29 protein-coding genes and 1 tRNA gene are annotated in these 25,047 nt (G+C 63.8%); 13 read left to right on the plus strand and 17 right to left on the minus strand.

Features of this window, described 5'->3' with window-relative positions; all coding sequences use genetic code 11:
- The first annotated feature begins 319 nt into the window (after positions 1 to 319).
- The 5 genes from QCE69_RS04705 to QCE69_RS04725 are packed head-to-tail and all read left to right on the plus strand — an operon-like array spanning position 320 to position 4,026.
- Entirely contained in the window at positions 320 to 865 is a 546-nt protein-coding gene (locus QCE69_RS04705; RefSeq protein WP_309807937.1) for an iron transporter, read from the plus strand.
- Positions 866 to 920: 55 nt separating this feature from the next.
- Positions 921 to 1,265, plus strand: a complete 345-nt coding sequence (locus QCE69_RS04710) for a cupredoxin domain-containing protein (RefSeq protein ID WP_309807938.1) — start codon at positions 921 to 923, stop codon at positions 1,263 to 1,265.
- Positions 1,266 to 1,323: 58 nt separating this feature from the next.
- Positions 1,324 to 2,175 carry an FTR1 family protein gene (locus QCE69_RS04715; protein ID WP_309929652.1) on the plus strand — a complete coding sequence of 284 codons (852 nt, stop codon included), beginning with the start codon at positions 1,324 to 1,326 and terminating at the stop codon, positions 2,173 to 2,175.
- Positions 2,172 to 3,575, plus strand: a complete 1,404-nt coding sequence (locus QCE69_RS04720; protein ID WP_309929655.1) for a 4Fe-4S binding protein — start codon at positions 2,172 to 2,174, stop codon at positions 3,573 to 3,575. Before QCE69_RS04715 ends, QCE69_RS04720 begins: the two co-directional genes overlap by 4 nt.
- A gap of 37 nt (positions 3,576 to 3,612) precedes the next feature.
- Positions 3,613 to 4,026: a heme-binding protein gene (locus tag QCE69_RS04725; RefSeq protein ID WP_309807941.1), complete on the plus strand. Its 414-nt coding sequence runs from the start codon at positions 3,613 to 3,615 to the stop codon at positions 4,024 to 4,026.
- A 265-nt stretch (positions 4,027 to 4,291) separates the two neighbouring features.
- Here the strand turns inward: QCE69_RS04725 and hemP are convergent, their stop codons facing one another.
- The 4 genes from hemP to QCE69_RS04745 form a co-directional block, all read right to left on the minus strand.
- On the minus strand, positions 4,292 to 4,540 hold the full coding sequence (hemP, locus tag QCE69_RS04730; protein WP_309807942.1) for a hemin uptake protein HemP: 249 nt from the start codon (positions 4,538 to 4,540) through the stop codon (positions 4,292 to 4,294).
- A 147-nt stretch (positions 4,541 to 4,687) separates the two neighbouring features.
- On the minus strand, positions 4,688 to 5,176 hold the full coding sequence (locus QCE69_RS04735) for an SRPBCC family protein (protein WP_309929656.1): 489 nt from the start codon (positions 5,174 to 5,176) through the stop codon (positions 4,688 to 4,690).
- Positions 5,177 to 5,215: 39 nt separating this feature from the next.
- Positions 5,216 to 5,611 (minus strand): OsmC family protein, encoded by a 396-nt coding sequence (locus QCE69_RS04740; RefSeq protein ID WP_309915083.1) that lies wholly within the window; start codon positions 5,609 to 5,611, stop codon positions 5,216 to 5,218.
- 143 nt (positions 5,612 to 5,754) lie between these two features.
- Positions 5,755 to 6,627 carry a pirin family protein gene (locus QCE69_RS04745; RefSeq protein ID WP_309915086.1) on the minus strand — a complete coding sequence of 291 codons (873 nt, stop codon included), beginning with the start codon at positions 6,625 to 6,627 and terminating at the stop codon, positions 5,755 to 5,757.
- A 169-nt stretch (positions 6,628 to 6,796) separates the two neighbouring features.
- Between QCE69_RS04745 and QCE69_RS04750 the strand changes: the two genes are divergently transcribed.
- Entirely contained in the window at positions 6,797 to 7,768 is a 972-nt protein-coding gene (locus tag QCE69_RS04750) for a LysR family transcriptional regulator (RefSeq protein WP_309915089.1), read from the plus strand.
- A gap of 343 nt (positions 7,769 to 8,111) precedes the next feature.
- Here QCE69_RS04750 and QCE69_RS04755 read toward each other — a convergent pair whose 3' ends face one another.
- From QCE69_RS04755 to QCE69_RS04790, 8 genes are all read right to left on the minus strand, one after another.
- Positions 8,112 to 8,534, minus strand: coding sequence for a biopolymer transporter ExbD (locus QCE69_RS04755; RefSeq protein WP_309915092.1), 423 nt, complete (start codon positions 8,532 to 8,534; stop codon positions 8,112 to 8,114).
- An 18-nt stretch (positions 8,535 to 8,552) separates the two neighbouring features.
- Positions 8,553 to 9,299 carry a MotA/TolQ/ExbB proton channel family protein gene (locus QCE69_RS04760; RefSeq protein ID WP_309915095.1) on the minus strand — a complete coding sequence of 249 codons (747 nt, stop codon included), beginning with the start codon at positions 9,297 to 9,299 and terminating at the stop codon, positions 8,553 to 8,555.
- Between the two features lie 29 nt (positions 9,300 to 9,328).
- Positions 9,329 to 10,060 (minus strand): energy transducer TonB, encoded by a 732-nt coding sequence (locus tag QCE69_RS04765; protein WP_309915098.1) that lies wholly within the window; start codon positions 10,058 to 10,060, stop codon positions 9,329 to 9,331.
- Between the two features lie 379 nt (positions 10,061 to 10,439).
- The gene (locus QCE69_RS04770; RefSeq protein WP_309915102.1) at positions 10,440 to 10,676 is read right to left on the minus strand and encodes a (2Fe-2S)-binding protein; all 237 of its coding nucleotides are present in this window, start codon (positions 10,674 to 10,676) and stop codon (positions 10,440 to 10,442) included.
- Between the two features lie 175 nt (positions 10,677 to 10,851).
- On the minus strand, positions 10,852 to 11,736 hold the full coding sequence (murI, locus tag QCE69_RS04775) for a glutamate racemase (protein WP_309929658.1): 885 nt from the start codon (positions 11,734 to 11,736) through the stop codon (positions 10,852 to 10,854).
- A gap of 13 nt (positions 11,737 to 11,749) precedes the next feature.
- Entirely contained in the window at positions 11,750 to 12,226 is a 477-nt protein-coding gene (gene bfr / locus QCE69_RS04780; RefSeq protein WP_035506542.1) for a bacterioferritin, read from the minus strand.
- A 221-nt stretch (positions 12,227 to 12,447) separates the two neighbouring features.
- Positions 12,448 to 13,983 carry a fumarate hydratase gene (locus QCE69_RS04785; RefSeq protein ID WP_309915108.1) on the minus strand — a complete coding sequence of 512 codons (1,536 nt, stop codon included), beginning with the start codon at positions 13,981 to 13,983 and terminating at the stop codon, positions 12,448 to 12,450.
- Positions 13,984 to 14,070: 87 nt separating this feature from the next.
- Positions 14,071 to 14,658 carry a TIGR00645 family protein gene (locus tag QCE69_RS04790; protein WP_309915111.1) on the minus strand — a complete coding sequence of 196 codons (588 nt, stop codon included), beginning with the start codon at positions 14,656 to 14,658 and terminating at the stop codon, positions 14,071 to 14,073.
- Between the two features lie 670 nt (positions 14,659 to 15,328).
- Here QCE69_RS04790 and acs point away from each other — a divergent pair.
- From acs to QCE69_RS04810, 4 genes are all read left to right on the plus strand, one after another.
- Complete coding sequence (gene acs, locus QCE69_RS04795; RefSeq protein WP_309915114.1) at positions 15,329 to 17,311, plus strand: acetate--CoA ligase; 1,983 nt, start codon at positions 15,329 to 15,331, stop codon at positions 17,309 to 17,311.
- A gap of 81 nt (positions 17,312 to 17,392) precedes the next feature.
- On the plus strand, positions 17,393 to 17,731 hold the full coding sequence (locus QCE69_RS04800) for a DUF4212 domain-containing protein (RefSeq protein WP_309929660.1): 339 nt from the start codon (positions 17,393 to 17,395) through the stop codon (positions 17,729 to 17,731).
- Entirely contained in the window at positions 17,728 to 19,752 is a 2,025-nt protein-coding gene (locus QCE69_RS04805) for a sodium:solute symporter family protein (RefSeq protein ID WP_309929662.1), read from the plus strand. Before QCE69_RS04800 ends, QCE69_RS04805 begins: the two co-directional genes overlap by 4 nt.
- Before the next feature lie 43 nt (positions 19,753 to 19,795).
- A tRNA-Ser gene (locus tag QCE69_RS04810) sits at positions 19,796 to 19,885 on the plus strand.
- A 162-nt stretch (positions 19,886 to 20,047) separates the two neighbouring features.
- Here QCE69_RS04810 and QCE69_RS04815 read toward each other — a convergent pair.
- The 3 genes from QCE69_RS04815 to QCE69_RS04825 all read right to left on the minus strand — a co-directional run bounded on the left by QCE69_RS04815 (position 20,048) and on the right by QCE69_RS04825 (position 21,079).
- On the minus strand, positions 20,048 to 20,170 hold the full coding sequence (locus QCE69_RS04815) for a hypothetical protein (protein WP_309915119.1): 123 nt from the start codon (positions 20,168 to 20,170) through the stop codon (positions 20,048 to 20,050).
- 197 nt (positions 20,171 to 20,367) lie between these two features.
- Positions 20,368 to 20,646 carry a hypothetical protein gene (locus tag QCE69_RS04820; protein ID WP_309929663.1) on the minus strand — a complete coding sequence of 93 codons (279 nt, stop codon included), beginning with the start codon at positions 20,644 to 20,646 and terminating at the stop codon, positions 20,368 to 20,370.
- Positions 20,647 to 20,854: 208 nt separating this feature from the next.
- Positions 20,855 to 21,079, minus strand: a complete 225-nt coding sequence (locus tag QCE69_RS04825; RefSeq protein WP_309915124.1) for a hypothetical protein — start codon at positions 21,077 to 21,079, stop codon at positions 20,855 to 20,857.
- A gap of 84 nt (positions 21,080 to 21,163) precedes the next feature.
- Here QCE69_RS04825 and QCE69_RS04830 point away from each other — a divergent pair, with 84 nt between their 5' ends.
- A complete protein-coding gene (locus QCE69_RS04830) occupies positions 21,164 to 21,406 on the plus strand; it encodes a hypothetical protein (protein WP_309929665.1) in 243 nt (80 codons plus the stop codon).
- Between the two features lie 33 nt (positions 21,407 to 21,439).
- Here the strand turns inward: QCE69_RS04830 and QCE69_RS04835 are convergent, their stop codons facing one another.
- A complete protein-coding gene (locus QCE69_RS04835) occupies positions 21,440 to 21,946 on the minus strand; it encodes a PRC-barrel domain-containing protein (RefSeq protein ID WP_309929667.1) in 507 nt (168 codons plus the stop codon).
- A 165-nt stretch (positions 21,947 to 22,111) separates the two neighbouring features.
- Between QCE69_RS04835 and QCE69_RS04840 the strand changes: the two genes are divergently transcribed.
- Positions 22,112 to 22,792 carry a ribonuclease HI family protein gene (locus QCE69_RS04840; protein WP_309929669.1) on the plus strand — a complete coding sequence of 227 codons (681 nt, stop codon included), beginning with the start codon at positions 22,112 to 22,114 and terminating at the stop codon, positions 22,790 to 22,792.
- 16 nt (positions 22,793 to 22,808) lie between these two features.
- Here QCE69_RS04840 and QCE69_RS04845 read toward each other — a convergent pair whose 3' ends face one another.
- A complete protein-coding gene (locus QCE69_RS04845; RefSeq protein ID WP_309929670.1) occupies positions 22,809 to 23,564 on the minus strand; it encodes an SDR family oxidoreductase in 756 nt (251 codons plus the stop codon).
- Positions 23,565 to 23,913: 349 nt separating this feature from the next.
- On the opposite strand from QCE69_RS04845, the gene QCE69_RS04850 reads away from it, so the two are divergent.
- A complete protein-coding gene (locus QCE69_RS04850; RefSeq protein ID WP_309919631.1) occupies positions 23,914 to 24,993 on the plus strand; it encodes a porin in 1,080 nt (359 codons plus the stop codon).
- Positions 24,994 to 25,047 lie beyond the last annotated feature (54 nt).

The raw sequence follows: 25,047 nt of genomic DNA on the forward strand, positions 1-25,047 counted from the left end.
GCGGGCCGGCCGCGTTTTTTTTGCGCCATGCAAGCCCTGCCGATGCCGCGAAAAGCCTTGTCGGCGCTGGGTTTGTAAGCCCGCTCAAATTGTTCCGGGTGTCGAACGATGCTAAACTTGGCAAACTTTGAGAATGGTTCGTATTAACGTTCACAAAGTTGTGCTAGCGCTGCTCACCGTGGACGTTCGAATCGCCCATCCCTGGCAGAAACTTTCAATCCGTCCGGCGCATCGTCCGGATATCCGGCAGTCGGACCTGATGTCCGGGCAGCAGGCGCGCGTGGCGCCCCGAGCCGGTCGATAACAACAAGGAGTATCTATGGGTTCAACGTTGATGCGCGGCCTCGTGGCCGCCGCGGGCCTTACGGCAATGATGGCGGCGTCGGCCGCGGAATATCCGATCGGCAAGCAGCATATCGAGGGCGGCATGGAAACGGGCGCCGTCTACCTCCAGCCGATCACGATGGCGCCGGAAGGCATGATGCGCAAGGCATCGGATTCGGATATCCACCTCGAGGCGGACATCCACGCGGTCAAGAACAACCCGACGGGTTTCGCCGAAGGCGACTGGATGCCCTATCTCAACGTGACCTATGAACTGAGCAAGGTGGGCACGACCCAGACCGTCAAGGGCGACCTGATGGCGATGGTCGCGAACGACGGCCCGCACTATGGCGACAACGTGAAGCTCTTCGGCCCGGGCAAGTACCACCTGAAACTGCACATCGCGCCGCCGACGGAAACCGGCCATATGGCGTTCGGCCGTCACACCGACAAGGAAACCGGCGTGGGTCCGTGGTTCAAGCCGTTCACGATCGAATACGACTTCCCGTTCGCGGGCATCGGCAAGAAGGGCGGTTACTGATCGTCCGTGGCGCCCGGCATCCCGGACCGGGCGCGTACTTAATCAGGAAGTTCGCATGAAACTGACAAGCCAGATGGCGGCGATCGCGATGTCGCTGTGCGCCGCCGCTGCCGGGATGAACATGGCGCACGCCGCCGACCTGCCCACGTTCAAGCTCGAAATGAACGACGGCAAGCTGAATCCGGCGCGTATCGAAGTGCCGGCGGGGCAGCGCATCAAGATCGAGGTGCACAACATCGGCAAGGGCGCGGCCGAGTTCGAGAGCGTGCAGTTGCGCAAGGAAAAGGTGCTCGCGCCGGGCGCGGATTCGTTCGTCGTGATCGCGCCGCTGGATCCGGGCGAATACAAGTTTTTCGACGACTTTCACCAGAGCGCGCAGGGCGTGATCGTCGCCAAGTAAAGGGTATTGGACGCGCCGCGTGCGCGTCCGGTTGAAGTGGAATCGCTGGAGGTTGGGTATGGGGCAGGTACTTTTCATCGTATGGCGTGAGAGCGTCGAGGCATTGCTCGTCGTCGGCATTCTCTACGCGTGGCTGAAGAACGGCGACCATCAGGCGCGCCGCGGCCTGCCTTATCTGTGGGCCGGCGTGGTCATCGGGCTGCTTGCGGCGGTGGCGCTGGGCGCCGCGCTGATCGGCTTCACCGAAGTGCTGTCGGGCAACGCGCAGGATTACTTCCAGACCGCGATGGTGTTGGTGGCGTGCGTGCTGATCGTGCAGATGGTACTGTGGATGAAGCGTCATGGCCGCACGCTCAAGCGCGACATGGAAACCTCGCTGCAGAAGAGCACGCAGGACGGACACTGGTGGGGCATCGCGCTGCTGGTCGCGCTGGCGATCGCGCGCGAGGGCAGCGAGACGGCCGTGTTCCTGTATGGCGTCGGCTTCGGTCAGTCAGGGCACGTCGCCGCGTCACAATACGTGGCCATCATTCTGGGCTTCGGGCTCGCGCTGCTGACCTTCTACGTGCTGCAACTCGGCGGCAAGATCTTCTCCTGGCGCGCCTTCTTCCGTGTCACGGAAATCATGCTGCTGTTCCTCGCGGCCGGTCTGTTCGAGACGGGCGTGGACAAATTGATCGACATGGAAGTGCTGCCGGTCATCGTCAACCAGGTGTGGAACACCTCCGCGCTCCTCGACGATTCGAGCACCTTCGGCTCGCTGGTCGCTACACTGACGGGCTATCGCGCGCATCCGGCCGGCATGAACCTCGTGGCGTACGCCGTGTACTGGATCGTCATTTATCTTCTGCTGCGCCGTTCGAATCATCAGATGGCGCAAAAACAAAAGGCGGCAAGCCGTCCAGCATGAGTTCTGTAATGCCTCAACCCGGCCGGCTTCAGCAAGCCGGCCAATGGATGCAACGTCACGGCAGCGCGATCCGGATGATTCAGTGGGTCGTCGTTGCCGTGTATGCGTTTCTGATCCTCGTTCCCGCCGTGATGCCGCTGCCCGATGGCTCGGCGCATCTGTGGAACAACCTGACGCTCGCCGCACAGTTCGTGTTCTGGGGCATCTGGTGGCCGTTCGTGCTGCTGTCGATGGTCATGCTCGGCCGCGTCTGGTGCGGCGTACTGTGTCCCGAGGGCGCGCTCACCGAGTTCGCGAGCCGCTTCGGCCGCGGCTGGGCCATTCCGCGCTGGATGCGCTGGGGCGGCTGGCCGTTCGTCGCGTTCGGCCTGACGACCATCTACGGCCAGATGGTCAGCGTCTATCAATATCCGAAGGCCGTGCTGCTGGTGCTCGGCGGTTCGACCGTCGGGGCGATGATCATCGGCGTGCTGTATGGCCGCGAGAAGCGCGTGTGGTGCAAGTACCTGTGTCCGGTGAACGGCGTGTTCACGCTGCTCGCGCGGCTGGCGCCGTTCCACTTCAAGGTCAGCGAAGACGCGTGGCGCCGTTCGTACACGCAGGGCGAGCACGGCCATCGCGTGATTCCGATCAACTGCGCGCCGCTCGTGCCCTTGCGCAACATGAAGGGCGCCGCCGATTGCCACATGTGCGGCCGCTGCAGCGGTCATCGCGACGCCATTGCGCTCACGTGGCGCTCACCCGCAGAAGAAGTCGTGAAGCTCGGCGACAAGGCCGCGAATCCGTGGGACACGGCGCTCATTCTGTACGGGCTGCTCGGCATCGCGATTGGCGCGTTCCACTGGACTGTCAGCACGTGGTTCGTCGACCTGAAGCAGTTCTTTGCCGGCTGGCTGATCGACCACAACATTCTGTGGCCGCTCGACACCAACGCGCCGTGGTTCCTCTTCACGCATTACCCCGAGCAGAACGACGTCTTCTCGTGGCTCGACGGCACAATGGTCATCGGCTATATCGTCGTGACGGGGCTCGTGTACGGCACCGCGCTGCTCGCGCTGCTCGCGGCGGGCACGCGCATGCTCGGCAAGATGGAAGCGAGGCGGCTGCATCACCTGACGCTCGCGCTGATTCCGCTGGCGGGCTGCGGTGTGTTCCTGGGCTTGTCGGCGACCACGGTCTCACTGCTGCGCGCCGAACAGCTGCCGCTCTGGTGGGTGACGGATCTGCGCCTCACGCTGCTGTTCATCGCGAACGCATGGAGCGCGTGGCTCGCGTGGCGCGTGACGGGGCGCTACGCCACGACGCTTGTTCCGCGCGTCCTCACGATGGTATGGTTTGTCGCTGCGCTGGCCGTAGCCGACAGCGCGTGGTACCTGATGTTCTGGGGCTTCAGCCGATAAACCGTCCACGCCGTGACCGACGGCCGCGAGAACGCACGTGAGAACCAAACCCGTACTGACCGACGACGACGTCAAGTCGATGGCCGCCGCCGCCGAGGCGCACGCGAAGGATCACAACTGGAACGTGACGATTGCGATCGTCGACGATGGCGGGCATCTGCTGCATCTGCATCGGCTGGAAGGGGCGGGGGCGAGCACCGTCGAGATGGCGACGGGCAAGGCCCGCACCGCCGTGCTCGGCCGCCGCGAGACGAAGGTCTACGAAGACACCATCAAGCAGGGCCGCACGGCGTTTCTCAGCGCGCCGATGACCGCGATGCTCGAAGGCGGCGTGCCGATCTTCGTGGGTACGGACATCGTGGGCGCGGTGGGCGTCTCGGGCGTGAAGTCGGAACAGGATGCGCAGATCGCCAAGGCGGGCATCGCTGCGCTGGGTATCGAGAACGTCTGACGCTTTTCATCAAAGACAAAACGGCACGCCTTCGGGAAGAAGGGCGTGCCGTTCGCTTGTTCATCATTGCGCTGGCCTCATCAGGCGGACCATCACGCAGACGCGCGGGAACCAAAAAAAGCGGCTTCGCTTGCTATCGACGACTGGCTGGTGTTTGCACGAAGGGGTCTAAATTCTCGCGTGCAAGTCGTCCTCGCTGGCTAAGGCCAAACACCTCTTGGAGAGGTGGTCCCCACAATACACGGTACTACTGCTGTTCTTTGCGCTACTTCGTCAGGATCAGCTTGCCCAGACGAGTCGCGCGCAACTGATAGGTCTCCCCGTTATGCAGGATGCTGACATGACTGCGTCCCTGCAACAGCGCATCGCTTTTCAGTGACCGCTCGCCCGGGCTTTCCGCGGCGTGCTGGACGTGAACGGTGGTCACGGTGGTCGCTTTCGGGCGGGTAATCGCGGCGTCGCGGACAGCCGGGCGGCGCAGCCTGAGCGTGGAAGATCGCAGCGTGTCGGTCATGTCGGAAGAGTGCGCTCGTTGATTCGATGGGTCTATAGTAAATGATAACTATTCCTATTTGCAAATAGACTTTCTGATCGAAGCACAATTTTTGATAGCCAAGCTCGATGTAGCGGCGATGCGTTCGCCGCCACGTTTGAACGAGGCTCAGTGCAGCGGCTTGTCGTCGTTTCGGCCGTGCGCGAATTGACGGATCAGATGCACGGTGTCGATGTCCGACTCACGATACGCCGACTTCACGATCTCCTGCGTCTGCAGTTCATCGGGCGTCGGGTTGGCTTGCTCCGGCAGCGTGGTGCTGTAGGTGAAGCGCAGGAAAAGCTGTTGATCGTCGGGCTCCTCGATCGCCATTGTCAGCGAGCCGCCTACATATTCGGCGGTCGGCAGGATGTCGTAGCGCACGCTCGACTGCGGGTTGAGCGTCACGCGATCACGCACGACGGCCTGGCCGTAATGCAGCTCGCGCTCCATGCTGTCGCCGTCGCGCGAAAGGATGTCGCAGCGGTCCAGTCCCAACACGAACAACTGCGGCTGCTCGGCGCGCAGGACAAGGCCTTCCCACAGTTGCTCGCGTGTCAGCGACTGGACCAGCGGATTCTGCGGATCGTTGATCTGGATGAGGTGTTCGAAATTCAAAACGACGTTTCCTTGAACGTTCAGTGTGCCCGCGACGCGTTACGGCGCCAGTACGGAATCGATGTGGATCGGACCGGACAGGACCTTGTGGATCGGGCACGCATTGGCAATTTGCAAGAGACGTTCCCGCTGCTCGTCACTGAGCGGACCGGTCAGCGCGATGCGGCGATCGATACGCGTGCCCGCTGCAGCGCTCTCTATCGACAGTTCCACATGCACGGCCTCGAGCGGCCATTCCTTGCGCTTCGCGTACATCTTCAGCGTGATGGACGTGCAGGCGCCGAGGCTGCCGAGCAGAAGCGAGTGCGGGTCCGGAGCCGTGTCGCCGCCACCGAGGCTGACGGGTTCGTCGGCGCTCCAGTCGTGCGAGCCGTCCGCGAGGCGAACGTGGAAATCGGTAGCGCCGATCTCGGCGGTCACGACGGGGCGGGTCATGCGCTGCTCCTCGATTGATCCGGTGAAATGAAAGTGTGAAACGAAACGGCGCGGAACGAACGGTCATTGTGACGCAATGTGTCCGTTCATGCCGCGCCGGAGTCGCTGAAAATCAGCGCCCTTGCATGTTCAACGCTGAATGCTCAATGCGCGATCGCGCCCATCCGGCCCGCCTGATAATCGATGACGGCCTGGCGGATCTCGTCCTCGGTGTTCATCACGAACGGACCATAACGCACGACCGGCTCCTTGAGCGGCACGCCGCCGATCAACAGCAGTTCCACGGGCTCGTCGCCGGCGGCGAGCGAGACCGTATCGCTGTCGTCGCGGAAGATCACCATCTGCTGGGCGCGCACCGGCTGCTTCTGCGGGCCGTACAGCGCCGTGCCCGACAGCGGATACGCGAACACGCGGAACTCGCGCGGCACGTTCAGCGAGATCGTCGCGCCCGGTTGCAGCGAGACGTGCTGATACAGGATCGGCGTGCGCGTTTCGATCGCCGCCTTCACGCCGAGCGCCTCGCCGGCGATGACCTTCACACGGACCTTGCCGTCCTCGCTCATCGCGACCGGAATGCGTGCCGACGGAATCTCCTGATAATGCGGCGCGACCATCTTGTCGCGCTGCGGCAGGTTCACCCACAGTTGCAGGCCATGCACGCGCCCGCCGCGCTGCGTGAAAGCCTCGGCGGGAATCTCGCTGTGCACGACGCCCGCGCCGGCGGTCATCCATTGCACGTCGCCGGGCAGCAGCGTGCCGGAATGACCTGCCGAATCCTTGTGGCCGAACTCGCCTTCGAGCATGTACGTGACGGTCTCGAAGCCGCGATGCGGATGATCCGGCGCGCCCTTGGCCTCGCCGGGCGCGTAATCGACCGGACCCATTTCGTCGAGCAACAGGAACGGGTCGAAGTCCATCAGGAGACGGGTCGGAAACGGGCGATGCACGACGAACCCGCCGCCTTCGACGGTGCGGGTCGCCGGAATGATGCGTTCGATGCTGCGGCTGTCGGTCATGATGTCTCGCTTCGTGAATCCAGCGTTCAAAGGGGAATAGCGATATTTTTGAAACACAGGGCTATTATATGGGCCGCATTTCGCGTAAAAAGCCGCCTCGGCGCAATGGATTGTCCCGCTGGCGATAACGAACCACAGCAACGCGCCTTCTCGAGTTTTCCGATCGACCATGAAAGTTGACTCGCACGACCTGAACGATCTGATGTATTTCTCGCACGTCGTCGAGCACGGCGGCTTCTCGGCTGCGGAACGCGTGCTCGGCATTTCGAAGTCGCGTTTGTCGCGCCGCGTCTCGGAACTCGAGGCTTCGCTCGGCGTGCGCTTGCTGCAGCGCTCCACGCGCAAGCTGGCGCTGACTGAGGCGGGCCAGCTGTTCTACCAGCATTGCCAGGCGATGCTGGCCGAAGCGCAGGCGGCGGTGAATGTCGTGCAGAGCCTGCGCGATTCGCCGCGCGGCACGGTGCGCGTGAGCGTGCCGGTGACCATCGCGCAGACCTTTCTGTCCGCCGTGATGCCGGACTTCATGCATCGTTTTCCGGAGGTGCGGGTGGTGCTGCGCGTGACCAACCGCGTGGTGGATTTGTTCGAGGATGCCATCGATGTCGCGCTGCGCGTGCGCTCGGAGCCGCCCGCCAGTTCGAACGTGGTCGCGCGGCCGCTGTGGCGCACGGAACAGATGCTGGTGGCGGCGCCGTCGCTGCTGAAGTCGAATGCGCCGCCGATGACGCCCGCCGAACTCGCGCAGTACGACACGCTCGATACGCCCTCGGCGGACGGCCGCCATGTCTACCGGCTGATCGCGCCGGACGGCACGCGCCACGAGTTCGAGCACGAGCCGCGGCTGGTCACCGCCGACCTGTCGATGATCCGCGAGGCCGTGATGCGCGGCGTCGGCATCGCGGCGCTGCCCGAGATGATGTACGGCGCGCCGCTGCGCACGGGGCAACTGTCGCCGGTCATGCCGGGCTGGACCTTTCCGTCGCCGCAACTCTATGCGGTGTTTTTGTCACGGCAAGGCATGGTCCCTGCAGTGCGGGCGTTCGTCGATTTTCTGGTCGAGTCGATCGGCAGCGGACAGCTCTTCCCCGGAGAATGTCCTGTTCATGAACGGCCGGAACGAGAAACAGTTTCAACGCAATGACGCGCATCATTGATTCGAGGCGGGGCAGTGCGGATAAGCGATGGTCAGATTCAATTGATGCCCGAAAATGGCGGCAGTATATTGAAACCTCTTTCGCTAAGGAGCTCCTATGCGAAAACTCACGGCTGCTCTGATAGTTAGCCTGATAGGGTTGATTGCACTGTCCGTGTCGACCACGGCTGCTGCATGTGACGGGACTTCTGGTTCTGGCTATACGAACCCAAAGTGACCGCCTCGCCCGAATGCGCCGAGCGCGCACAAAAAAAGGCCTTCATCTGACGATGAAGGCCTTTTACTTTGGAGCGTGCGAACGTTCGAAAGCGCGCGCGTTGCTTGAGCCGGCTTACTTGCCGCTCTTCGGCTCGGTGACGAAGCCGATCTTGGTCAGCCCGCCCGCCTGCGCCGCCGACATCAGGTCGGCGACCTTCTCATACGCGACCTTGCGGTCCGCGCGCAGCTGGATCTCCGGTTGCGGCGTTTGCTGCGCCGCCTGCGCGATGCGCGCGTTGAGCGTCGCTTCGTCGACAGGCTGTTCGTCCCACAGCGTCGTGCCGTCGGCCTGGATTGCGATGTTCACGTGCGCGGGCTTCTCGTCCTGCGGCTGGCTGCTCGCGTGCGGCAGGTCGATCTTCACCGCGTGATGCATCGCGGGGATCGTCACCAGGAAGATGATCAGCAGGACCAGCATGACGTCGACGAGCGGCGTCATGTTGATCTCGCTCATCATGCCGTCGTCTTCATCGCCGGCAAAAGGGCTCATGGCCATGATGCGAACCTCCCGGGCTTACGACGCGCGCGTCGCGAGACGCAGGCTGTCGGACGAGGCGTTCGTCGCGCGCTTCGTCGACGAAAGCTTCGTGCCCGTGACGAAGAACGCGTGCAGGCCGTGTGCAAAGCGGTTCAGCTTCGTGACGATGCCCTTGTTCGCGCGCGTCAGCGCGTTGTAGCCGAGCACTGCAGGGATTGCAACGAACAGGCCGAACGCGGTCATGATCAGCGATTCGCCGACCGGGCCGGCGACCTGGTCGATCGACGTCTGGCCGGTCGCGCCGATGGTCAGCAGCGCGTGATAGATCCCCCACACCGTGCCGAACAGGCCGACGAACGGCGAAGTGGAACCGATGGACGCGAGAACCGCGAGGCCCGACTGCATGCGGCCGACGCCTTCGTCCATCACGTCCTTCAGGCAGCGCGTGATCCAGTCCGACACGTCCATGCGGTCGTGCAGATGCGGTTGCGTCTGGTGATGATGATCCGCCGCTTCCTGGCCGGCGAGGGCCAAGGCGAGGAACGGGTTGTCTGCCGGGCTCGACGACTGGCTGCCGAGCTTCTTGATGCCGTCGTTGAAGTCGTCGGAGTGCCAGAAGGCCTGTTCGGCGTTCTTGGTCAGGCGCTTCAGGCGCACGACATTCCATGCCTTCACGATGATGACGGTCCACGACAGTACCGACATGATCACCAGCGCGAGCGCGATGCCCCGCGTGACGAAGTCACCTTGCGCCCAGACGTGCGCAATCCCGTAGTTTTGCATTGCTCTTTCCTTGTATCTAAAAAAACCGGTCAGTCGTTGAGACTGAATACGAATGGCACCGTGGCGGTAGCGCGGATCGCTTCGCCATTTTCCTTGTACGGACTGCACGCGCTGCTGCGTACCGCCGCGAGCGCGGCGTCATCCAGCCGCGACGAGCCGCTGCTTTTCTGCAGCGTGATGTTCTCGATCTTGCCCGACACGCCGACCGTCAGCCGCACGGTCGCCGTGCCTGTTTCGCCGCGGCGCTTGGCCATGGCCGGATACTCCGGCTCTGCGATATTGCAGCTCAGCCGCGCGACGTTCTTCGGCGCGGCGAGATCCATGCTCGGCTTGCCGATGGCGGGCGCGGTGGGCGGCGGGGCCGGCTGCGCCGGCGCGGGCGGAGTGGGATCCGGCGCGGGCGCGGCGATTTGCGACGGCGCTTCGGTGACCGGCATCGGCGTGGGCTTCGGCTCGATCTTCGGCTTGACCTTGGGCTTGGGCAGCGGCTTCGGGACCGGCTTCGGAAGCGGCTTGGGCGGCGGCGGCGTTTCGACCGCGACCGGCTGCGGCGCGGGCTGCGGCGTTTCGCTGATGAGCTGCGCGGTGATCGACTTGGCTTCGATCGGGCGCGGCGGCGGCTCGTTGTGCATCGTCATCGCGACGCCGAGCAGGACTGCATGAAGCACGACGACGGCGGCACACGCGGCAATCACGCGCGGACTGGCGCTCGATGCCGGCGCCGTCTGGAAAGCGGCGGGAGTAGTGGTCGGGGACTGCATTCTTATTGGCTGCTTTGAGTGCTGCTTGTGGTGCGGTGTGAATTGATGCCGATCATGCCGCGGGTTCGTTTCAGCTTGAAGTCCAGCATCTGGGCGGATCCGGCGCAACGGAGAAACAGGAAACCAGGCGACGTCATGTTCGAAAGATCAGCAATGAAATAAACAGGGTGGTCACGAAACCGATCAGCAATTCCATGGTTCCCTCCAGGGATAAGGGTTGCTCGGGGGAGGTGCTTGGCTAGCTGGAAGTGACCGGATGTTCGAAGGTAACCTGGCTTGCTGAAGGCGTTTCGGAGATCGGACAGCGAAACTGGCAAAAAAGCTTGAAAGACTGCGGGCGCCGCCGCGGAAGCGCGACGCCGGAACCTGCGGCCTGGCTTCAGGCCGCCTTGCGCTCATAGAACGTCAGCGGCGCCACGTGCTCGCGCGGCTCGACGCCACACTGCGCGGCGCACACGCCGCTCTGTGCCATCACGTCGCGAACGCTCTCCTCGCACTTGCCGCAGCACATGGCCACGCCGAGCTCGAACTGGAGTTCGTCGAAGGTGTCCACACCCTCGGCGATGGATGCTCGGATCTTGCGGTCGGACACTGATTTGCAAACACAGACAATCATGATCGTTCGCGAAAGCTTGCGTTAATGCGAATTATTATCATTCGACTTGCGCACCAATGCAAGCAGGGCTCTGTGTTTTTTGTAACAGACCAGGCAAGTTAGCAGATTTGTTGCTAGCGGCCAGCGCTGGCGCGGGAAAGCGCGCGGCGCAGGGCGCGCGGCGGGCGAGAAACCCTCACGCGATGTCGGGTTCGGCGAGCCGCGGGAGGCCGGATGGGATGCTGACATGCTCGACTGGCGCGTCGAGCCTGAGCAGGGCAGCGGCGAGCTGGCGCTGCGATTCGCCGTCCGCCGTGGAACAGAAGCGGGGCAAAAGATCCGCCGACGCCGCGTCCGAACGGCGCGCGTGGGTATCGAGCAGGCGTTCGAGCTGCCGGGCGATGGCCACGCTCGTGTCCACGATGTGCAGGCGTTCGCCGGCAATCGCGCGGATGGCGCCGTCCAGGAAAGGGTAGTGCGTGCAGCCGAGCACGAGCGTGTCAGCGCCCGCGTCCAGCATGGGGGAAAGGTAGCTTTCGAGCAGCGCCATGAGCGCGGGCGACGACGTGTCGCCGCGTTCCACCGCCTGCACCAGGCCGTGTCCCGCCTGGCAGATGAAGCGGCAGTCCCCGGCGTAGCGGTCGAGCAGCGACTGGAAACGCGCCGAACGCAGCGTCACCGCTGTCGCCAGCACGCCGACCACGCGCGAGCGCGACACGCCCGCCGCCGGCTTGACGCCCGGCTCCACGCCGACGAGCGGAATGGACAAACGCTCACGCACCAGCGCGATGGACTGCGCGGTTGCGGTATTGCAGGCGACCACCAGCGCCTTCGCGCCCTGCGACACGAGCCATTCGCCGATGGCCAGCGTGCGTTCGCCGATGAATGCGTCGGTTTTTTCGCCGTATGGCGCGTGAAGCGAGTCGGCGACGTAGATCAGACGTTCGTGCGGCAGGATGGCGCGCACGGCGCGCAGCACCGACAGCCCGCCCAGGCCGGAATCGAAAATGCCGACCGGCGCGCTCGCGTCCAGCGCGGCGCGTGGGGGCAGGGCAAGCAGGGATCCTGCGCTGACGGGCATCGTGACGAACGGATTACTCGTGATCGCCCATCATGGTTTGCTGGTAGTTCTGGATGCCGACCTTGTCGATCAGATCCAGTTGCGTTTCCAGCCAGTCGATGTGCTCTTCCGTGTCGTGCAGGATCTTTTCGAAGATCTCGCGCGAGACGAAGTCACGCACGGATTCGCAATAGGCGATGGCTTCCTTGCAGGTGGACTGCGAGATCTGCTCGAGCTTCAGATCGCACTCGAGGATTTCCTTGGTTTCCTCGCCGATCAGCAGCTTGTGCAGGTCCTGCAGGTTCGGCAGTCCGTCGAGCATGAAGACGCGCTGGATGAGCCAGTCGGCGTGCTTCATTTCGCCGATCGATTCGTCGTACTCGTGCTTGTTGAGCTTTTCGAGGCCCCAGTGCTGGTACATCCGGGCGTGCAGGAAGTATTGATTGATCGCGGTCAGTTCGTTCTTCAACTGCGAGTTCAGATATTCGATGACTTTCGCGTCGCCTTGCATGGCTTGATTTCCTGTCTGTAACGTGGGATTTTGAGAAAGATAAACCTTGTGCGTGACAAAGCCAAGGTTGAGTAGAAAATTTTTTTTCGAGATGAAACTGAGAATGAAAACCCTTCTCGATGGGCGCGATCTTAAAGAAAAGAGCCGGGCGCGTGCCCGGCTCTTTCGTTGACGGGTTGCCTGTCAGCTGACCATTGCGACAGGCAACCGTCGATCCCGCCTCAGACCGTGGCGACCGGAATCTTGCCGATCTTCGCCTGCCATTCGGCCGGTCCCGTATTGTGGACCGAGGTGCCGTTCGAATCGACGGCAACCGTCACCGGCATGTCCTGCACGTCGAATTCGTAGATGGCTTCCATGCCGAGGTCTTCGAACGCGAGCACCTTCGCCTCGCGAATCGCCTTCGACACGAGATACGCCGCTCCGCCGACCGCCATCAGATAGGCCGCCTTGTGCTTCCTGATCGACTCGATGGCGACCGGGCCGCGTTCGGCCTTGCCGATCATCGAGACGAGGCCGGTTTGCGCCAGCATCGTTTCCGTGAACTTGTCCATGCGCGTGGCCGTGGTCGGGCCTGCCGGGCCGACGGCTTCGTCGCGCACCGGATCGACCGGGCCTACGTAATAGATCACGCGGTTCGTGAAGTCGACCGGCAGCTTTTCGCCGGCGGCGAGCATGTCGGCGATGCGCTTGTGCGCGGCGTCGCGTCCCGTGAGCATCTTGCCCGACAGCAGCAGCGTCTGGCCGGGCTTCCACGAGGCCACTTCCTCGGGCGTCAGCGTGTTCAGGTCGACGCGCTGGCTCGTCTCGGTGTTGGGCTGCCACGTGACGTCGGGCCACGCGTCGAGCGGCGGCGCTTCGAGCTTCGCGGCGCCGCTGCCGTCGAGCGTGAAGTGCGCGTGACGGGTCGCGGCGCAGTTCGGGATGATCGCGACGGGCTTCGAGGCCGCATGCGTCGGCGCGGCCATGATCTTGACGTCGAGCACGGTGGCGAGGCCGCCGAGACCCTGCGCGCCGATGCCGAGCGCATTCACCTTCTCATGCAGCTCGACGCGCAGTTCCTCGATCCAGTCCCTGGGGCCGCGCGCGATGACATCCTGGATGTCGATGGGGTCCATCAGCGATTCCTTCGCCATGACCATCGCCTTTTCCGCGGTCCCGCCGATGCCGATGCCGAGCATGCCTGGCGGACACCAGCCGGCGCCCATGGTCGGCACGGTCTTGATGATCCAGTCGACGATCGAGTCCGACGGGTTCAGCATCGCGAACTTCGACTTGTTCTCCGAGCCGCCGCCCTTGGCCGCGACCTGCACGTCGACCTTGTCGCCCGGCACGATCTCGTAGTGGATCACGGCCGGCGTGTTGTCCCTGGTGTTCTTGCGGCCGCCTTCGGGCGGCGAGACGATGGACGCGCGCAGCACGTTGTCCGGGTTCAGGTAACCGCGGCGCACGCCTTCGTTGATCATGTCGGTGACGGACATCGTCGCACCGCCGTTGTCGCTGCCCCAGCGCACGTCCATGCCCACCTTCACGAACACCGTCACGATGCCCGTGTCCTGGCAGATCGGGCGCTTCCCTTCGGCGCACATGCGGCTGTTGGTGAGGATCTGCGCGATGGCGTCCTTCGCCGCCGGGCTTTCTTCCAGCTCGTAGGCGCGGCCGAGCGCCTGGATGTAGTCGAGCGGATGGTAGTAGCTGATGTACTGCAGGGAATCCGCAATGCTCTGGATCAGGTCTTCCTGTTTGATGACGGTCATGGCTCGAGGCTCTGGGGGACGAAATTTTTTCTGGTGTGCGTTCAGGCGACGCTTCATGTGACGCTCATGCGGCGTTTCAGGTGACGTTCAGTCTGCTGCGCCGCGCGGCGGCGCGAAGGACTCGTCGTGAAAGTGCCGCGGATGGGTGTGCGTGGTCAGCTTGTCGACATACGCCATGATGAGCGCGGACAGCAGGAAGGCCACGTGGATGATCACTTGCCACAGCACGGTATGGAAGGTGTGCTGATCGGGGTTGATGAAGGTCTTGAGCAGATGGATGGACGAGATGCTGATGAGCGCCATCGAGAGCTTGACCTTCAGCACGCCGGCGTTGACGTGATCGAGCCATTCGGGTTCGTCGGGGTGGCCCTCGACGCCCAGCCGCGACACGAAGGTCTCGTAGCCGCCGACGATCACCATGATGAGCAGGTTCGAGATCATCACCACATCGATCAGGCCGAGCACGACGAGCATGATGTTAGTTTCGTCGAGCGTCATTGCGTGCGTGACGAGATGCCAGACTTCCTTCAGGAAGAGCACGACATACACGCCTTGCGCGACGATCAGCCCGAGATAGAGCGGCACCTGCAGCCAGCGGCTCATGAAGATGATTCTGGGCAGCGCCTTCATCGCGCCGGGCCGAACGGAACCGGGAGTGTGCTTGGGAGCGGACATGAGCGGCTTTTCAGTCGACGAGAAACAGACGAAACAGATGAAACGGACGAAGCCGACGGCGGCTGAACCTGAAAGCAATGGCAAGAGCCGGCGGAATGCGGACTCGATGCGGATTCGAGCACGTTCGCGGTCAGGGAAAGCCCGGTATTGTAGCGCGTCGGCGTGACAGTCTGCGCGAACGTTGCGCCGCATGGGCCGGGGTGACGCAAAGGGAGCGGCGCAAGGGGGCGCGCGGCCGAAACCATGGTTTCGATCAAAAGAATCGCGCGCCGGTCAGGGCTGGGTACCGCACCGGGAGTCAGTTCAGTTACGATTGCGGGGCGCATGCGCAACACGCGCTCACTTCGCGTATACCCCGTGTTCATTGGCCGGCACGCGTAAGAAGCGGGTAAGTTGGGCGGCTTATCTTGAAGTCGATGCTTGAAGTCGATGCGGCATGTCCGCGGCCACACAGGGCGCCGCGACATGTGCCCGTGCCGCCCGGCGCGGGCCTTCGCAATGGCCGGACGCGCGCGCCATGACGGCGGCGCCGGCCACAAGAACGGAGACAGGATCGGGTCCGGAAACGCCGCGCGTTTCCGCCGACGGATCCCACAACATGCGGCGCACGCAGCCCATTCAGCGATGCGGGCGCCGGCGGATTTTGGAAACACCATCAGAGAGGTTGTCGATGTCTGCGATCGAATCAGTTCTTCACGAAAAACGCATCTTCCCGCCGTCGGCCAAGGCAACGGCGGATGCGGCCATTGCCGGCATGGACGCGTATCAGGCGCTCGTCGCCCAGGCAGAGAAAGATTACGAAGGTTTCTGGGCCGGCCTTGCACGTGAGGCGCTCGCCTGGCACAAGCCATTCACGAAGGTGCTGGATGAAACGAAGGCGCCGTTCTATACGTGGTTCGAGGACGGCGAACTCAATGCGTCGTACAACTGTCTCGACCGCCATATCGAAGCGGGCCGCGGCAATGACAACGCGATCATCTTCGAAGCCGACGACGGCACCGTCATCCACATCACCTATCAGGACCTGCTCGAGCGCGTGTGCCGTCTCGCCAATGCGCTCAAGAAGCGCGGCGTGAAGAAGGGCGACCGCGTCGTCATCTATCTGCCGATGTCGGTGGAAGGCGTGGTCGCGATGCAGGCGTGCGCGCGCATTGGCGCCACGCATTCGGTGGTGTTCGGCGGGTTCTCGTCGAAGTCGCTCAACGAGCGTCTCGTCGATGTCGGCGCGGTCGCGCTCATCACGGCGGACGAGCAGATGCGCGGCGGCAAGGCGCTGCCGCTCAAGAGCATCGCCGACGAAGCGCTGGCCGCGGGCGGCTGCGACAAGGTCAAGGACGTGATCGTGTATCGCCGCACCGGCGGCAAGATCGGCTGGACCGAAGGGCGCGACGCGTGGCTGCACGAGATCGTCGAGAACGAATCGAGCCAATGCGAACCGGAGTGGGTGGGCGCGGAACATCCGCTGTTCATCCTCTACACGTCGGGTTCGACGGGCAAGCCGAAGGGCGTGCAGCACAGCACGGCCGGCCTGTTGCTGTGGGCCGCGCAGACCATGAAGTGGACCTTCGACATGAAGCCGGGCGATGTCTTCTGGTGCACGGCGGACATCGGCTGGATCACCGGGCATAGCTATATCGCGTACGGGCCGCTCGCCATCGGCGCGACCCAGGTGATGTTCGAGGGCGTGCCCACTTATCCGCACGCGGGACGGTTCTGGGAGATGATCGGCCGCCACAAGGTCACGATCTTCTACACCGCGCCGACGGCCATCCGCTCGCTCATCAAGGTGTCGGAAGCGGATGCGAAGGTGCATCCGAAAAGCTTCGACCTGTCGACGCTGCGCATCCTCGGCACGGTCGGCGAGCCGATCAATCCGGAAGCGTGGGTCTGGTATCACGAGAATGTCGGGCGCGGGCAGTGTCCGATCGTCGATACGTGGTGGCAGACCGAGACCGGCGGCCACATGATCACGCCGCTGCCGGGCGCGACGCCGCTGGTGCCGGGTTCCTGCACGCTGCCGCTGCCGGGCATCATGGCCGCGGTGGTGGACGAGACCGGTCAGGACGTGCCGAACGGGCAGGGCGGCATCCTGGTCGTGAAGCGGCCATGGCCGTCGATGCTGCGCAACGTCTGGGGCGACCCGAAGCGTTACCAGACCAGCTACTTCCCCGAGGAACTCGGCGGCAAGCTGTATCTGGCCGGCGACGGCGCGGTGCGCGACAAGACCACGGGTTATTTCACGATCATGGGCCGCATCGACGACGTGCTGAATGTCTCGGGGCATCGTCTGGGCACGATGGAAATCGAGTCGGCGCTGGTGGCCAATCCGCTGGTCGCGGAAGCGGCGGTGGTCGGCCGTCCGGACGACACGACCGGCGAAGCCGTGGTGGCGTTCGTCGTGCTGAAGCGCGCGCGTCCCGAAGGCGACGAAGCGAAGCAGATCGCGACCGAGTTGCGCAACTGGGTCGGCAAGGAGATCGGCCCGATCGCGAAGCCGAAGGACATCCGCTTCGGCGAGAACCTGCCGAAGACGCGTTCCGGGAAGATCATGCGGCGCTTGCTGCGCTCGCTCGCGAAGGGCGAGGAGATCACGCAGGACGTGTCCACGCTCGAAAACCCCGCGATCCTCGATCAACTGGGCGAAGCGCGCTGATGCTTCAAGGATCGCGGCTGCTCGTTGAGCGCCGCGGTCGATCCTGATTGCCGATGCCATGCGGTTTTGTTAAAAAACCGCATGGCCACCCCTCCCGCCGATTCCTCCAGCCAGCCGCCCGCTTCCCCGCCGCCCGTCTCGGCCGCGATGGCGCGCGCGCATCGCACGTACTGGCGCTTCAACCTCGCACTCATTGCCTTGCTGATGACGATCGGCTTCGTCGTCTCGTTCGGCTTGCCGCTGGTGGCGCAACGCGTCGATCACGTGCGCGTCGCGGGCTTCCCGTTGCCGTTCTATTTCGGCGCGCAGGGCGCGATCCTGGTGTATGTCGGGCTGATCGTCGTCTATATCGTGCTGATGCAGGTCGCCGATGCGCGCCTGCTGCGCGTCGCCCGCGCGGAACAGGGCGAGGGCGCATGAAGCTCACGAACCGGCTGATCCTGTCCTACGCGCTCTATACGCTCGGCTTCCTGCTGTTCATCTTCCTGATGGAGCGCATCGAGCGCACGACGGGACCGGGCACGTGGATCGGCTATGTGTTCCTGTTCGTGCCGATCGCGGTCTATGCGGTGATCGGCCTGTTGTCGCGCACCTCGGACCTGGTTGAGTACTACGTGGCGGGGCGCCGCGTGCCGTCGGCGTTCAACGGCATGGCGACGGCCGCCGACTGGCTGTCGGCGGCGTCGTTCATCGGCCTCGCGGGTTCCATCTATGCGAGCGGCTACGACGGCCTCGCCTACGTGATGGGCTGGACGGGCGGCTACTGTCTCGTCGCGTTCCTGCTTGCGCCGTACGTGCGCAAGCTCGCCCGCTACACGATTCCCGACTTTCTCGGCACGCGCTTCTCGAGCAACCTGGTGCGCGCGCTGGCGGCCGTCGCGGCGATTCTCTGTTCGTTCGTGTATCTCGTTGCGCAGATCCAGGGCATCGGGCTGATTGCTTCGCGCTTCATCGGCATCGAGTTTTCGATCGGCATCTTCTGCGGACTCGCGGGCATCCTCGTGTGCTCGTTTCTCGGCGGCATGCGCGCCGTGACGTGGACGCAGGTGGCGCAGTACATCATCCTCATCAGCGCGATGCTGATTCCCGTGTCGATGATCGCGCATCGTGAAGGTCTCGGCTGGTTCCCGCAACTGAACTATGGCCGCGTGATGGAGCGGGTCGAGGCGCTGGAGCGGGCGGTGGCGGTGTCGCCGGACGAGGCGCGCGTGCGTGCCGATTTCCAGCGGCAGGCGGCGCGGGTGCAGGAGCGCATCGACGCGTTGCCACAGTCGTTCCACGTCGAGCATGCGCGGCTGACGGCGGAGATCGCCGAGTTGCGGCGGCATAACGGGCCGCTGCGCGAGATCAACGAGCGGGAGCGGGAACTGGCCGCGTTTCCGCGCGATCCCGCCGATGCGCAGGTCAAGTGGACGCGCGAGCGCGATGCGCTGAGCGAACGCGTGGCCGCTCCCGTGCCGATGGCCGAAGCCTTCGCGCCAGGCTCCGCCAGCGACGAGAGCCCGCGTCTGCACAAGGTGAACTTCCTGGCGTTGCTGCTGTGTCTTTCGATCGGCACGGCGAGCCTGCCGCACATTCTCACGCGCTACAACACGACGACGTCGGTGGCGTCGGCGCGGCGTTCGGTCGGCTGGACGCTGTTCTTCGTCGCGCTGTTCTATCTGACGGTGCCGGTGCTCGCGGTGCTGATCAAGCACGAGATCCTGACGGGACTGGTGGGGCATCGGTTCGCGGATCTGCCGCAATGGGTTACGCAGTGGCGACGCGTGGAACCCTATCTGATCCGGATCAACGACGTGAATGGCGATGGCATCGTGCGCTGGGCAGGCATCCAGATGCAGCCGGACATGGTGGTGCTGGCCGCGCCGGAGATTGCGGGGCTACCGTATGTGATCTCGGGGCTGATTGCGGCGGGCGCACTGGCGGCGGCGCTCTCGACAGCCGATGGACTGCTGCTGACGATCGCCAATGCGCTCTCGCACGATGTCTATTACTGCATGGTGGATCGCGGCGCGAGCAGTCAGCGGCGCGTGACCATCTCGAAGATCCTGCTGCTGGGCGTGGCGCTGCTGGCATCGTATGTGGCGTCGTTGAATGCGGGCAACATCCTGTTCCTGGTGGGCGCGGCGTTCTCGCTGGCGGCGTCGAGTCTGTTTCCGGCGCTGGTGCTCGGCGTGTTCTGGAAGCGCACGACGCAGCGCGGGGTCGTCGCCGGGATGATCGCGGGGCTGGTGGTGTGCGTGTACTACATCGTGTCGACTTATCCGTTCTTCGTGCAGCTCACCGGGTTTGCGGGGGCGCGCTGGTTTGGCATCGAGCCGATCAGTTCGGGGGTGTTCGGCGTGCCGGCAGGGTTCGCGGTGGCGATCGCGGTGAGTCTGCTGGACCGCAAGCCGGACGCTTATACGCGCGCACTGGTGGATTACATTCGCCATCCGTAGGGGCTGGCGCAGTGGCGGGAACTTGGTATAATCGCGGTCTTCCGGAGAGATGGATGAGTGGTTTAAGTCGCACGCCTGGAAAGCGTGTATAGGGTAAAACCTATCGGGGGTTCGAATCCCCCTCTCTCCGCCAGGACAGACATCGGATCCCGCATGGTCATCGGCCATGCGGGATTTTTGTTTTGTACCACTGGTTTGTATCGAAGTCTTTGGGCGCGCCCGCCGCGCTAACTATCCGGTTACTCGCAGTTACTCGCGGCGACGGCGTTGATCCAGATTCACCCATCGATGCAGCTCAAACGTTCGACGGTCGTCCCGTCTTCACCGTCTCGAGCGCCTTGATCGCTGCGATCAACTTTTTCTCCGGCGCGGCGTCGAGCATCGCGATTGCGGCGCGCAGCAGTTCGCTCTTCTTCACGTGCACGCCGCCTTTCTGGCAGCACCTTGACGTGCGGTGTGCTCATCCGTTTTCTCTTGGTCATGTGGAGAAAACAGCATATACGCTTCATGCGCACGGTCCTGCGCGAAGCAAGATCGGTTCAGGCGAACCCGAGGTCTTGAATGATGTGGTCACGTGGCGTCGCATGCTTCATCGACGCCACGCGCATGCACCACTCACTGCTTCATGGTGCCGGTCGATTGCGGCGGGTTGGACGGCGCGTCGGACGACATGCCGTGTTCGCGTTGCTGCATCAGTGTTCCGCTTCCCGAGGTACCCGAAGGTACGCCGCCGCGCGATGCATCGCCGGTGCGAGGCGTCGGCACGGACTCGTGCTTGCCGGGCTGCATTTGCTGAGGCTTCTGCATGAGTTGATCGCGCGACATGTCCTGGGCGAACGCTGTTGCGCTGCAAAGCGCGAGTAGGGCACCGCTGATGGCGAAAGTGGCTTTCATGACCGTCTCCTTGAAAGTCGACGCGAGTGCGCCGCTTACAGGGATGTCAGCATCGACCATGCCGCACCGGCGGACGATGCTTGCCTTTCGGACGCATTCTGATAATCATAATATTCATTGGGCATCCCAACGATTCGCCGAGACCTGCGTCAAACGATTCGTACGAAGTAAGACTATTTACTTCGCGTAAAATGCGTGGTTCGAGCAGCTAAGCGATCCGTTTGGCATACTCCGCGCCAAGCCGTGAAATATAGGTGCTGAGACCACGGCCGCTCAGGGCCAGGCGTTTCATTGCTTCCACGTGCGTACGCCCAGGCACGTGATAGTCATACAAATAAGTCCCGCCGCTGACGAAACGCACCATGATGCCGGTACGCAGGATGTCGAATGCTGCGACACCCGAATTTCCGGCAAGGTTCAGATAGCTTTGCATTGGAATCAGGGCATTCCCTCGCGCAAACGATTGCGTACCGTGTGCCCTTCTCAAGTTTCGTCGGCAAGGACCGTAATAGGTACCATGAACAAAGACCAACTCCCCTTCATCGATTCGGACGACCCGCACTTCCAGCACGCACGCGCGTTGAGTCTCTCGGTAGGAGCGATTCGCCGGGCGCAAGGGAAGCGCAATCCGAACGACTTCGCCGTCGGCACGATCGAGTGGCACCTTGCCATCGAAGATTTTGCGTCAGACGTTCTCCGCGCCCTGACCGATGAAACGGAAGGCACCAACATGCAGGTCGGCGAGCGGCCGCTCGACTGATCTCGCGGCCGGTCAACGCTGTCGGTTACCTCGTCAGAGCTTGACCCCGCCCGCCTCGGGCGCATCGACGCCCTCGGGCGGAATGGCCCCGGCCTGACTCACGTCCCTCGCGCGATCCGTCGCCCAGTACGGCTCGCGCCCGTAGTGCTGATGCGCCGTGCTGGCCCAGACGTGATCGGCCATCGACGGCCACGCGTCCTTGTCGAAACCCGGAGAGTTGCGAACCTGTTCAGCTGTTGCATCGAGACGGAAGCAGCGGTTGTCGGTGTCGAGCGTGAGCGCGCTCCATGGAATGGCAAGCAACTTATTGCCGATTCCGAGAAATCCCCCGCTCGACAGCACCGCATACGCAATCTGCCCATTGCTCACGTCGAGCATGATGTCCTTCAGCGAGCCGACATCGTGGCCATCGCTGCTGATCACCGAATTGCCATCGAGCGTGCTGGCTGCCATCACATCCGGCCCCGGTCCCGCGGCGGTTGCCGCGCCCTTGCCGACGATCTTCGCGCCGCCGGAAGACGATCCCATCGAATCACTCATGTTCTGCTCCTTGGCTCAGTTGCGGACAGACCTCCCGCGGCTCCTGGACTGCGCGCGACGGTCCTGCATTGAGTGAGCAACAGCCGTACCCATACGGACGGGCAGTGCACGGCCGCCCCATCCGGGTCTGCTAAGCTCGGCGTTCGCTCATTTCGCCCGGGTCTCATGATCGATTTCGACGAACTGCTGGCCGTTGCCTACAAACGAGAACGCATGCAAAGCCGCAGGCTCGCCCGGGGCGCGGCCATCAGCGAACATGCGGCGCTGTACAGGACGCTGACCAAGGCCGCTGCCGGAGAGACCGTACAGGCGCTCGTCGATGCCCGCCGTGCAACCCAACGCAAGGATGAAGCTGCGCGGCGCCAGCGCGAGATGCACCGGGCCGAACGATCGATCGCCGCGCAAGTGCGCGAGCCTGAGTGTGTCGCGGGCGCATGGCGCGCGTGGTTCGACGGCTCGGCGCTGCCGAATCCGGGCCGGCTCGGGATCGGCGGAGTGCTGGTCGGGCCGTGCGGCCGGACGGTGGAGATCAGCGCCGCGTGCGGCCATGGCGACAGCAGCGTGGCGGAATATCGCGCCCTCATCGCGGTGCTCGAAGCCGCGCTGCGCGAGCGGGCGCAGGGCATCGTGATTCACGGCGACAGCCGCGTGGTGATCGATGACGTGAACGCGGCTGAACCCTCCGGCATTCGCGCGCTTGCGGCTCACGCGCATCAGGCGCGCGCGCTTCTCGCGCAACTCGGCGATGCGCGCATCCAGTGGCTTCCGCGTGCCCGCAATCAGCGCGCCGACGCGCTCTCGCGCGCGGCGCTCGAACTGCCGCCCGCGGCAGGCGCGGCCGCCTGAGAGGCGGCTTCCGCAGTCAGGGCAAGTCGCGGACATCGGCGGTCGGGTGACTGCCGAACGTATCGCTCAGAAGATGTTGAACGAGCTTGCAAGCCGAGTCTTCCGGCGTCGCGAGCTGGCCGTCGCGTTTCAAGGCGTCGAAGCGTTCCCGCAGCGGAAAGCGGTCGAGCCCGGTGCCGCGGATTTCCGCCTGCATGTCGGTATCAACGACACCCGGCGCCACGCTGCTTATGCGCAGCAACGGGCTGCCGTCCAGCGCGACCGCACGGGCGTGCTGATCGAGCGCGGCCTTGGTCGCGCAGTAGATGCTCCAGCCGGGATAGGCATTGCGCGCGGCGCCGCTCGAAACATGGACGATGCGCGTATCCGGCGACTGCCCGCCGGAACGCGCGGCGCACTCCGCGACGGCCGCCGCCAGCATCATCGGCGCCGCCACGTTCACGCTCACCGCGCGCGCCACCTGCGCGGGCGACTGGTCGGCAAGGCCGCCGACCGGCGCAAGCACGCCGGCATTGTTGACGAGCAGCACCTGTTGCGCACCGTCCATGAAGCGGATCAATGTATCGCCCGCGAGCCAGTCGGTGAGCGCGGACAAGTCGGCGAGATCCAGTTCGACCTGGCTCAGCGCTCCAGGATAGCGGGCGGCAAGCCCGGCATTGGCGGTGCGCGAGAGGCCGAGCACCTCGATATTCTGGGCCAGCAGTTGAGCGGCTATCGCGGCGCCGAGTCCGCGTGTGTGGCCCGTGAGGATGGCGCGAGTCGGGTAGGGCATGGTGGCTTCGACGGAGTCGGTGAGTGAGGAAAGGGCGTGTCGATTCTAGCGGCAAGCCGGATGCGGCGTCGGCCGGGCTCAATCGGCTCAATCGGCTGAATAGGCTCAAGCGCGACGAATCGGCAAGACAAAAAAAAGCGCTGCACGACTGTTCGTTGGTTCCAGGACACAGATGCAGTCACCGCGGATTTTTTTCTGACAAGCCTCTTCACAAAACTGACAATCTTTCTCAAACGGAGAAACAACGGAGACTGTCATGCCGACCCGACCAAGCCCGCCTTCCTCTGTGTCGTCATGCTCCGAAGCAGATGCTCCACTCGTGCCGCTCGCGGCCGTGCGAGCCGTTTCCATGGCCGTGGCCGCGTCCTTGCTCGGCGTGCCCTGCGCCGCCTGGGCGCAAAGTTCGGTGCAACTGTATGGCGAACTGGATTCAGGACTGGCCTGGACCAGCAACGTCGGCGGCCATTCGCAGTATCGGCTGACCACCGGCACCATCGACGGCAGCTACTGGGGCCTGCAGGGCTCGGAAGACCTCGGCGGGGGCGCGCGGGCGATCTTCCGTCTCGAACGCGGCTTGTCGGTCGCGACCGGCGAAGGCCTCAACGATCATCCGATCTACGTCGGCATTGGCTCGGACCGGCTCGGCACGGTCACCTTCGGCCGTCAGTACGATTCCATCCACGATTATTTCCAGACCTTCACGCTGACCGGCAACATCGGCGGCACGGCCTTCGCGCATCTGCTCGACAACGACAACGCCAACAACTCGTTCCTGGCATCGAATTCGGTCAAGTACACAAGCGCTTCCTATGGCGGCTTCAGCTTCGGCGGGCTGTACGCGTTTTCCAACGAGGCGGGCGCGTTCTCGGACAACCGCGCGTACAGCGTCGGCGCGAATTATTCGCTCGGCTCGTTCAATGCCGGCGCGGCCTATCTGCACAACAACGGCCGCGGCAACACGACGACCGGCGCCTACGAAGCCCTCGCGCTGCCCGGTACCACCCAGGGCAGCGTCTTCACCGCGAACGTCCAGCAGCAGAACACCTTTGGCGTCGGCATGAGTTACGAGCTGGGCGAATTCACGCTGAGCGGAGCGTTCTCGCGCGCGATCAACTCCGGCGTCATCGATGCCGACAGCGGCGACCTGGTCCCCTCGCTCGGGCTCAACAACTACGAGATCAACGGCATCTACAAGCTGACGCCGGCCATCATGCTGGCCGGCATGTACGTCTACACGAATGGCGGCGGCGCGCACTGGCACGAAGGCGCGCTGCAGGTCGACTATCTGCTCTCCAAGCGCACGGACGTGTATCTGGAGTCGATCTATCAACGCGCGTCCTCGAATGCGCCGGCGGTGATCAACACCAACGATCCGTCGAGCGGGCGCAATCAACTGATGATCGGTACGGGCATCCGGCATCGCTTCTGATGCTTTCGCGGGCAGGATGCGCGTGCTAGCTTGACGGTTTCAATCCGTCCGTCT

Source organism: Caballeronia sp. LZ032 (genome assembly GCF_031451315.1).
Lineage (GTDB): Bacteria > Pseudomonadota > Gammaproteobacteria > Burkholderiales > Burkholderiaceae > Caballeronia.